A 10,562-nucleotide genomic window follows, 5' to 3' on the forward strand; every position below is an offset into this window, starting at 1 on the left:
GCTGAGCAGAAAGGGAATATGGTCGTTGTCCAAGCTGAGTTAAACAACACGGTTCAGCCTGAATATTCCTCATGGACAGCAGCGCTCATCTCCAATATCAAGCCATCGGGAGTGGCTATCGGCGAGAATATCGTTGGTCCCGAGAGAACGGCAGGTAATGGTATCTCAGCCATCCTAAAGTTCCCTCTCGATCTTCAACCGGACGGAAGTGTGAGACTTGTAATTGGCGGTGACCTATCAGACCCCAATAAGGCTAAAGAAGTCGTCACGCGCGTAATGGCCAATTACGACAGTTTCTACAAAGAGAAGATGGATTGGTATAACCATATCGCGACCAACCTGACGAACGTGGATACCCCCGAACCAGTGCTCAACGATGCTTGGTTCTGGAGCAAAATGAGTTTGGACTGGATGACTACCACTTCCCCCATATTAGGCACAGGCGTGGTGGCGGGTTATCAGGATTTCCCGTGGTATTTCGGCGGAGACACGGACGTCTCGATTCCAGGCATGCTGATGGCGGGTTTGCATGAACAGGCAAAGGCAGCGCTGCTGATATTCGCGCCTATCGGTAAAGTCTCTCGGGGCCGGATACCCCATGAACTCATTCCGAACGGCTCTATCTACAGCCACGGCCACATCATGGAAACCACGCTTTGGGTCAAAGCAATATGGGAAACCTATATGTGGACCGGAGACGACAAGTTTTTGAAGGAGCTGTACCCCATCTGCATTGACGGCATGTTGGACTACGTCCTATCGCAGCCGAGTAGAGACGGTTTCATCCTGATGGAATATGAAGACTTACCTAACAGCAAGCGCGACAAAACGTGCCCTGCATATATCATTTCCGGCCTGGATGCCTTGGGTAAGATGGCCGTTAGGCTGGGCGATGCGGAAACCGCTAAGAAGTGCGCCTTTGAGAACGCTAAGTTCCGCTCACAGGTCGAGGATTTCTTCTGGAGTGAAGAATTCGGGGTCTATGCCACTTTCATCGATGATGACAATAAGCCATTGCTGCGCGATGACCGCGGTTGGCCCGCAGGCACATTCTGCGCGCCGGCGAGCGTAGCTTACGCAATGGCAGGAGATGCGTCACGAGTCAATCGGGCGCTCGATTATCTTGAACGACCCGAATACAACTCCGACTGGGGCCTTTATCTGAGCTGGAATAAAGACTGCCTGATGCCGATTACCCACGGCCAGGCAGCTATCGGCGAGTTCAACTATAACCGTCTTGAACAGGGTATGCGCTACGTTCGGGATATCGCGAAAACGACGCATCACTTCATGCCCGGCGCTTTGCCCGAATACACGACGCCTGATGGCGATCCGACGAAGTTTGACCCGATCTGGTGCTTCTGTCAGCTTTGGTCTGCGGCTAATTTAACCGAAGGGATGATGTGGGGCCTCCTGCATATCGAGCCTGACGCGGCTCGTAAGACCGTCACAATAACCCCAAGGCTGCCCAAGGGCTGGGATCGTATGGAGTTCACGAACATCATAGTTGGCGACACCCGATTTAACGTGAAAGTGGAAGGCGGCACTACTACCGTCACTTCAGTCAGTGGCCCCGAGTTGGACATAACCGTAAAGGAATAGTCGAATGCAAATTGTAGTCGTAGCCGATATACACGCCAACTATCGCGCGTTGAAAGCCGTTTTAGATAAGTACGAGAAAGCTGATGAGGTTTGGTGCCTTGGCGATATCGTCATGTGCGGCCCAATGCCTCAAACCTGTACAAAGCTAATCCGCGATCGATGCCGATACTCGGTGTTGGGCAACCACGATTCGGCACACGTGTCGCTGGTTAGACAAATTCCACAGGTCTGTCATGACGCCTATCCGCCTGAAGAGTGGCATCTGGAATATTTGGAAAACCTGCCGGTATCGGTGAAATTCGAGTCCGACGGCAGATCTTATTATCTTTCGCATGGTGGCGAGGAGCCAATCGATCGCCTTGTGCATTGGTTCAACCGTGAGCATTTTGAGCAGGCGCTGGAGTTCACCGGAACAGACGCGATTATGATAGGGCACTCTCATGTGGCGATGATCGAAAAGGTTGGGGATAAGTTCCTCATTAACGCAGGTACCGTTGGCCAGCCGACCGAGGGCGATTATCGGGCCCAGTGTATTGTTATCGAAGACGGCCAATTCCGACTCGATCGGGTTGAATACAATCTGGATGAACTCGCCGAAGATTATTCCAACTCACTCATGCCAAAAGAGCATGCCGACTATTACTTGCAGTGTACACGCCAAGGTTTTGTCACCAAACACGGCATCCGCCGAGGGCCTCTTTCCGATTCAGCAATAATTCCCGAAGTGTCAGAGGAAAAATAATGAAATACTCGAACCCATATCTTCCCCCATTACTAAAGTTTCTGGATGGGACACCAGTTAAAACAATTGAAGACTGGGAGAAACGCAGGAGTGAAATCCGAGAGTTGATGTGTCAATACTTTATTGGCACTGTCCCTGATACTCCGCCTGCGTTGCTTGCTGCCGAAGTGGTTGGCGAAGAAGCAAAAGGCAGCTCGACCATAAAGCGCGTTAAACTTACCTTTGATACTAAGAATAAGTTCAGTTGCGAGCTTACACTTTGGGTTCCTGAAGGTGATGGGCCTTTTCCGGTGGTGATGGTTCAACCGATCGAATACCAATATGGATGGGCAGAAGCAGCGTTGGCGCGAAGGTTTTTAGTTTGCTTGTATCCCGGTACTGATGGGTTCGATCCGCAGCCGGATTACCCAGGATACGAAAGTGTTTGGCGTCAACTCGTCGTTGAGTATCCCGAATTGGTTTGGACGGAGATAAGCGCAAAAGCTTGGTTGGCAGGACGGGCGCTGGATTATCTATTAGACCCCAAGTACGCGACAAAGGCAGCCGTGGGCAAAGTAGGGATCCTCGGGCACTCTCGACATGGCAAGCAATCGCTAATGGCGGCGGCGATGGATGAGCGGATCACTTCAGTTATGGCGCGCAGCCCAGGTTCGCCGGGGATTTGTCCTTATCGTTTCACTTCACGCCATAGCTTTGCCGAAACCCCGGAAGATTTCCCTTTTACTTTCCCGCACAACTGGTTCCGACTAGAACTTCGTGGATTTACCGGAAGAGAGAATGAGCTTCCGATAGATGCGCATGGCTGGGTGGGCTTAATTGCACCGCGGCACTGTATGGTTCATACGGCTCATCATGATGGCTGCGACCCGACATTTGCCGCCGAGCAGTCGTATCTTGAAGGCAAGACGGTCTATGAATTTCTAGGAAAGCCGGAGAACTTTCGCCTCGACTACAGAGAAGGCGCTCATGGCCCCATCACCGATGAGCATCGGCAGCACGATATGGACTGGTTCGAGCACTCATGGGGAATAAAGAAAAAAGAATATCCCGAAGTGCTCATCCACCATTTTGATTGGAAGCAGTGGAGATCGAAATTATCGGCAGAGGATTTGAAGGTTCCTGAAGGCAAGCGGGAGCGAATTTTGTGGGCGTTAGGACAGGAGCCAAAGATTGAATGGGATGGCAATCTCACCTTCACAAGTGATGCAGACAACTTGATGATGGAGCGCCGGCTGGCGGATTGCGGGACTGCCGTCAGCTTCGGTGAGAACGTGCACGGATATGTCCATTATGATAAGAGTATTAAGGAACCGATGCCGGTGATTATTTGGCTGCATCCTTACTCGTATCATAGCGGTTGCACCGAGAGCTATGGGGTTCAGGGAATGTCCCTTTATCAGCGTTTTACTGAAGCGGGTTTTTTGGTACTGGGCTTTGACCAAACCGGATGCGGGTTGCGATTGCTGGAGTGCCAAGATTTTTATCAGAAATACCCCAAGTGGTCGCGCCTTGGGCGGATGGTGCATGACGTAAAATCGGCTGTTGATTTTCTTGTGGAAGGTAAAGGGATAGCCAAAGAGCCTTTGCCCCCAATCGATAAGAACCGGCTCTTTTGCCTTGGCTATTCGATGGGCGGGATGGTCGGTTTGTATGCGACCGCTCTTGATGAGCGTATCAAAGCCGTTTCAGCGTTATGCGCTTTCACCCCGCTTCGCAACGATACGGACCAAAAATCCACTGGCGGCATTCGGCGTTTGTGGGAACTTCATTCTCTTCAACCGTTGTTAGGCCTCTATAACGGCTGTGAGAACGAGATTCCATACGATTTCGAGGATATTTTCGAGCTAATCGCTCCAAGACCTTGCCAAGTTACCGCCCCACAGCTCGATCGCGAGGCGGATTTAAAGGATGTTATCTCATGCGTTTCCAAAGCAGGGTCTGCGTGGGCAGTCCATAAGCTGCCTTATGGACTAAACTTTAATTCGCCTGTTGATTTCAATCGCTTCCAAGCCGACCAGCAACAAAAGTTTATCGAATGGACAAAATGGATGACGAGCATGGGGATTTTCGGCTCTTAACGTTGTACTCGTTTGTCGACGGCTTCTTGAGTTAGCTTTAGGAATTGCTTTGGCCCCTCGGGGATCCAGCCGCATTGAGCATACAGACTGTGCGCTTGCTGGAAGCACTCAAGAGCTTTCTGAAGACGACCCTGAAGCCGATAGACTCGGCCTAGTTGGTAGACCGCAAGCTGGTTGCTTGGGCAATAGTTGACGCTCTTTTCGAGGTAAAGCGCTGTCATTTCTAAGCCTTGTTTGGTAGGCTTGCCTTCCATCAGACCTCCGGGGGTCCGTTCACCACGGTAATACATGAATTGGGAGAGCATGAAGTCTATATCCATCGTCTGAACTTCTAAAGGTTCCAATAATCGGCCGCCGGTTGTGGTCTTGTAGGAGGTGATCTCAAAGGTTTTTTCGGAATAGATTGGCCTTACATAGATGTAGTCCGGACTTCTAACTAGCAGGCCTTGATCGCGGACCAAAGGGGTGGGTTTGGAGGCATCGACCAATATATGCCTGCCGGATGAGAGCTTGACGATTACGATTGTATGGCCATTGTTGGAGAATTTGCCCTCAGGCTTTTGATAAACCATCACTACACCGGCCTGCACTCCCATTTCCTGTAGCATCGATGCGATTAACGATGCCTGAAGGAAGCATTGACGCTCGCCGTAGCGCATGACATTTTTGAACTCATACCCTCTGACTACGCTAAAACGAGGAATGGTTTTCTTGATTAGTTTATAGAGCCAGATAGCCAGACGAGTTTCATCTTTGCTTCGTTGTCGAATGTCCTCAATATTTGCCATCTCTTCGCGCTGTGCTGCCAAAGCTTCGGCTAGTGTATGGTGTTCCATGCCCGGAAGCCGCATTCCTGATTAATCAGGAATGCGGCTTCCGGGCATGGAACACCATACACTAGCCGAAGCTTTGGCAGCACAGCGCGAAGAGATGGCAAATATTGAGGACATTCGACAACGAAGCAAAGATGAAACTCGTCTGGCTATCTGGCTCTATAAACTAATCAAGAAAACCATTCCTCGTTTTAGCGTAGTCAGAGGGTATGAGTTCAAAAATGTCATGCGCTACGGCGAGCGTCAATGCTTCCTTCAGGCATCGTTAATCGCATCGATGCTACAGGAAATGGGAGTGCAGGCCGGTGTAGTGATGGTTTATCAAAAGCCTGAGGGCAAATTCTCCAACAATGGCCATACAATCGTAATCGTCAAGCTCTCATCCGGCAGGCATATATTGGTCGATGCCTCCAAACCCACCCCTTTGGTCCGCGATCAAGGCCTGCTAGTTAGAAGTCCGGACTACATCTATGTAAGGCCAATCTATTCCGAAAAAACCTTTGAGATCACCTCCTACAAGACCACAACCGGCGGCCGATTATTGGAACCTTTAGAAGTTCAGACGATGGATATAGACTTCATGCTCTCCCAATTCATGTATTACCGTGGTGAACGGACCCCCGGAGGTCTGATGGAAGGCAAGCCTACCAAACAAGGCTTAGAAATGACAGCGCTTTACCTCGAAAAGAGCGTCAACTATTGCCCAAGCAACCAGCTTGCGGTCTACCAACTAGGCCGAGTCTATCGGCTTCAGGGTCGTCTTCAGAAAGCTCTTGAGTGCTTCCAGCAAGCGCACAGTCTGTATGCTCAATGCGGCTGGATCCCCGAGGGGCCAAAGCAATTCCTAAAGCTAACTCAAGAAGCCGTCGACAAACGAGTACAACGTTAAGAGCCGAAAATCCCCATGCTCGTCATCCATTTTGTCCATTCGATAAACTTTTGTTGCTGGTCGGCTTGGAAGCGATTGAAATCAACAGGCGAATTAAAGTTTAGTCCATAAGGCAGCTTATGGACTGCCCACGCAGACCCTGCTTTGGAAACGCATGAGATAACATCCTTTAAATCCGCCTCGCGATCGAGCTGTGGGGCGGTAACTTGGCAAGGTCTTGGAGCGATTAGCTCGAAAATATCCTCGAAATCGTATGGAATCTCGTTCTCACAGCCGTTATAGAGGCCTAACAACGGTTGAAGAGAATGAAGTTCCCACAAACGCCGAATGCCGCCAGTGGATTTTTGGTCCGTATCGTTGCGAAGCGGGGTGAAAGCGCATAACGCTGAAACGGCTTTGATACGCTCATCAAGAGCGGTCGCATACAAACCGACCATCCCGCCCATCGAATAGCCAAGGCAAAAGAGCCGGTTCTTATCGATTGGGGGCAAAGGCTCTTTGGCTATCCCTTTACCTTCCACAAGAAAATCAACAGCCGATTTTACGTCATGCACCATCCGCCCAAGGCGCGACCACTTGGGGTATTTCTGATAAAAATCTTGGCACTCCAGCAATCGCAACCCGCATCCGGTTTGGTCAAAGCCCAGTACCAAAAAACCCGCTTCAGTAAAACGCTGATAAAGGGACATTCCCTGAACCCCATAGCTCTCGGTGCAACCGCTATGATACGAGTAAGGATGCAGCCAAATAATCACCGGCATCGGTTCCTTAATACTCTTATCATAATGGACATATCCGTGCACGTTCTCACCGAAGCTGACGGCAGTCCCGCAATCCGCCAGCCGGCGCTCCATCATCAAGTTGTCTGCATCACTTGTGAAGGTGAGATTGCCATCCCATTCAATCTTTGGCTCCTGTCCTAACGCCCACAAAATTCGCTCCCGCTTGCCTTCAGGAACCTTCAAATCCTCTGCCGATAATTTCGATCTCCACTGCTTCCAATCAAAATGGTGGATGAGCACTTCGGGATATTCTTTTTTCTTTATTCCCCATGAGTGCTCGAACCAGTCCATATCGTGCTGCCGATGCTCATCGGTGATGGGGCCATGAGCGCCTTCTCTGTAGTCGAGGCGAAAGTTCTCCGGCTTTCCTAGAAATTCATAGACCGTCTTGCCTTCAAGATACGACTGCTCGGCGGCAAATGTCGGGTCGCAGCCATCATGATGAGCCGTATGAACCATACAGTGCCGCGGTGCAATTAAGCCCACCCAGCCATGCGCATCTATCGGAAGCTCATTCTCTCTTCCGGTAAATCCACGAAGTTCTAGTCGGAACCAGTTGTGCGGGAAAGTAAAAGGGAAATCTTCCGGGGTTTCGGCAAAGCTATGGCGTGAAGTGAAACGATAAGGACAAATCCCCGGCGAACCTGGGCTGCGCGCCATAACTGAAGTGATCCGCTCATCCATCGCCGCCGCCATTAGCGATTGCTTGCCATGTCGAGAGTGCCCGAGGATCCCTACTTTGCCCACGGCTGCCTTTGTCGCGTACTTGGGGTCTAATAGATAATCCAGCGCCCGTCCTGCCAACCAAGCTTTTGCGCTTATCTCCGTCCAAACCAATTCGGGATACTCAACGACGAGTTGACGCCAAACACTTTCGTATCCTGGGTAATCCGGCTGCGGATCGAACCCATCAGTACCGGGATACAAGCAAACTAAAAACCTTCGCGCCAACGCTGCTTCTGCCCATCCATATTGGTATTCGATCGGTTGAACCATCACCACCGGAAAAGGCCCATCACCTTCAGGAACCCAAAGTGTAAGCTCGCAACTGAACTTATTCTTAGTATCAAAGGTAAGTTTAACGCGCTTTATGGTCGAGCTGCCTTTTGCTTCTTCGCCAACCACTTCGGCAGCAAGCAACGCAGGCGGAGTATCAGGGACAGTGCCAATAAAGTATTGACACATCAACTCTCGGATTTCACTCCTGCGTTTCTCCCAGTCTTCAATTGTTTTAACTGGTGTCCCATCCAGAAACTTTAGTAATGGGGGAAGATATGGGTTCGAGTATTTCATTATTTTTCCTCTGACACTTCGGGAATTATTGCTGAATCGGAAAGAGGCCCTCGGCGGATGCCGTGTTTGGTGACAAAACCTTGGCGTGTACACTGCAAGTAATAGTCGGCATGCTCTTTTGGCATGAGTGAGTTGGAATAATCTTCGGCGAGTTCATCCAGATTGTATTCAACCCGATCGAGTCGGAATTGGCCGTCTTCGATAACAATACACTGGGCCCGATAATCGCCCTCGGTCGGCTGGCCAACGGTACCTGCGTTAATGAGGAACTTATCCCCAACCTTTTCGATCATCGCCACATGAGAGTGCCCTATCATAATCGCGTCTGTTCCGGTGAACTCCAGCGCCTGCTCAAAATGCTCACGGTTGAACCAATGCACAAGGCGATCGATTGGCTCCTCGCCACCATGCGAAAGATAATAAGATCTGCCGTCGGACTCGAATTTCACCGATACCGGCAGGTTTTCCAAATATTCCAGATGCCACTCTTCAGGCGGATAGGCGTCATGACAGACCTGTGGAATTTGTCTAACCAGCGACACGTGTGCCGAATCGTGGTTGCCCAACACCGAGTATCGGCATCGATCGCGGATTAGCTTTGTACAGGTTTGAGGCATTGGGCCGCACATGACGATATCGCCAAGGCACCAAACCTCATCAGCTTTCTCGTACTTATCTAAAACGGCTTTCAACGCGCGATAGTTGGCGTGTATATCGGCTACGACTACAATTTGCATTCGACTATTCCTTTACGGTTATGTCCAACTCGGGGCCACTGACTGAAGTGACGGTAGTAGTGCCGCCTTCCACTTTCACGTTAAATCGGGTGTCGCCAACTATGATGTTCGTGAACTCCATACGATCCCAGCCCTTGGGCAGCCTTGGGGTTATTGTGACGGTCTTACGAGCCGCGTCAGGCTCGATATGCAGGAGGCCCCACATCATCCCTTCGGTTAAATTAGCCGCAGACCAAAGCTGACAGAAGCACCAGATCGGGTCAAACTTCGTCGGATCGCCATCAGGCGTCGTGTATTCGGGCAAAGCGCCGGGCATGAAGTGATGCGTCGTTTTCGCGATATCCCGAACGTAGCGCATACCCTGTTCAAGACGGTTATAGTTGAACTCGCCGATAGCTGCCTGGCCGTGGGTAATCGGCATCAGGCAGTCTTTATTCCAGCTCAGATAAAGGCCCCAGTCGGAGTTGTATTCGGGTCGTTCAAGATAATCGAGCGCCCGATTGACTCGTGACGCATCTCCTGCCATTGCGTAAGCTACGCTCGCCGGCGCGCAGAATGTGCCTGCGGGCCAACCGCGGTCATCGCGCAGCAATGGCTTATTGTCATCATCGATGAAAGTGGCATAGACCCCGAATTCTTCACTCCAGAAGAAATCCTCGACCTGTGAGCGGAACTTAGCGTTCTCAAAGGCGCACTTCTTAGCGGTTTCCGCATCGCCCAGCCTAACGGCCATCTTACCCAAGGCATCCAGGCCGGAAATGATATATGCAGGGCACGTTTTGTCGCGCTTGCTGTTAGGTAAGTCTTCATATTCCATCAGGATGAAACCGTCTCTACTCGGCTGCGATAGGACGTAGTCCAACATGCCGTCAATGCAGATGGGGTACAGCTCCTTCAAAAACTTGTCGTCTCCGGTCCACATATAGGTTTCCCATATTGCTTTGACCCAAAGCGTGGTTTCCATGATGTGGCCGTGGCTGTAGATAGAGCCGTTCGGAATGAGTTCATGGGGTATCCGGCCCCGAGAGACTTTACCGATAGGCGCGAATATCAGCAGCGCTGCCTTTGCCTGTTCATGCAAACCCGCCATCAGCATGCCTGGAATCGAGACGTCCGTGTCTCCGCCGAAATACCACGGGAAATCCTGATAACCCGCCACCACGCCTGTGCCTAATATGGGGGAAGTGGTAGTCATCCAGTCCAAACTCATTTTGCTCCAGAACCAAGCATCGTTGAGCACTGGTTCGGGGGTATCCACGTTCGTCAGGTTGGTCGCGATATGGTTATACCAATCCATCTTCTCTTTGTAGAAACTGTCGTAATTGGCCATTACGCGCGTGACGACTTCTTTAGCCTTATTGGGGTCTGATAGGTCACCGCCAATTACAAGTCTCACACTTCCGTCCGGTTGAAGATCGAGAGGGAACTTTAGGATGGCTGAGATACCATTACCTGCCGTTCTCTCGGGACCAACGATATTCTCGCCGATAGCCACTCCCGATGGCTTGATATTGGAGATGAGCGCTGCTGTCCATGAGGAATATTCAGGCTGAACCGTGTTGTTTAACTCAGCTTGGACAACGACCATATTCCCTTTCTGCTCAGC

The 10,562-nt window shown here is 50.8% G+C and carries 8 protein-coding genes; 4 read left to right on the forward strand and 4 right to left on the reverse strand.

Annotated features, from left to right (window positions below):
* The 3 genes from WCO51_04975 to WCO51_04985 form a co-directional block, all read left to right on the forward strand.
* The coding region (locus tag WCO51_04975) for a glycosyl hydrolase family 65 protein (protein MEI6512612.1) at nucleotides 1-1,602 on the forward strand (1,602 nt) is incomplete at its 5' end.
* Between the two features lie 4 nt (nucleotides 1,603-1,606).
* Nucleotides 1,607-2,344, forward strand: coding sequence for a metallophosphoesterase family protein (locus WCO51_04980; protein ID MEI6512613.1), 738 nt, complete (start codon nucleotides 1,607-1,609; stop codon nucleotides 2,342-2,344).
* Nucleotides 2,344-4,422 carry an alpha/beta hydrolase gene (locus WCO51_04985; protein MEI6512614.1) on the forward strand — a complete coding sequence of 693 codons (2,079 nt, stop codon included), beginning with the start codon at nucleotides 2,344-2,346 and terminating at the stop codon, nucleotides 4,420-4,422. Before WCO51_04980 ends, WCO51_04985 begins: the two co-directional genes overlap by 1 nt.
* On the opposite strand, the gene WCO51_04990 is transcribed toward WCO51_04985, so the two are convergent.
* A complete protein-coding gene (locus tag WCO51_04990; GenBank protein ID MEI6512615.1) occupies nucleotides 4,419-5,258 on the reverse strand; it encodes a tetratricopeptide repeat protein in 840 nt (279 codons plus the stop codon). The two genes, WCO51_04985 and WCO51_04990, sit on opposite strands and share 4 nt — an antisense overlap.
* Nucleotides 5,259-5,304: 46 nt before the next feature.
* Between WCO51_04990 and WCO51_04995 the strand changes: the two genes are divergently transcribed.
* Nucleotides 5,305-6,144: a tetratricopeptide repeat protein gene (locus WCO51_04995; protein MEI6512616.1), complete on the forward strand. Its 840-nt coding sequence runs from the start codon at nucleotides 5,305-5,307 to the stop codon at nucleotides 6,142-6,144.
* Here the strand turns inward: WCO51_04995 and WCO51_05000 are convergent.
* The 3 genes from WCO51_05000 to WCO51_05010 all read right to left on the reverse strand — a co-directional run.
* Nucleotides 6,141-8,219, reverse strand: a complete 2,079-nt coding sequence (locus tag WCO51_05000; protein ID MEI6512617.1) for an alpha/beta hydrolase — start codon at nucleotides 8,217-8,219, stop codon at nucleotides 6,141-6,143. The genes WCO51_04995 and WCO51_05000 overlap by 4 nt on opposite strands.
* Nucleotides 8,219-8,956: a metallophosphoesterase family protein gene (locus tag WCO51_05005; protein MEI6512618.1), complete on the reverse strand. Its 738-nt coding sequence runs from the start codon at nucleotides 8,954-8,956 to the stop codon at nucleotides 8,219-8,221. The genes WCO51_05000 and WCO51_05005 overlap by 1 nt, the downstream gene beginning before the upstream one ends.
* Before the next feature lie 4 nt (nucleotides 8,957-8,960).
* Nucleotides 8,961-10,562 (reverse strand): glycosyl hydrolase family 65 protein (locus tag WCO51_05010; GenBank protein MEI6512619.1); only part of this gene is annotated, 1,602 nt, incomplete at its 5' end.

This window comes from bacterium, from assembly GCA_037131655.1.
Taxonomy (GTDB): Bacteria; Armatimonadota; Fimbriimonadia; order Fimbriimonadales; family JBAXQP01; genus JBAXQP01.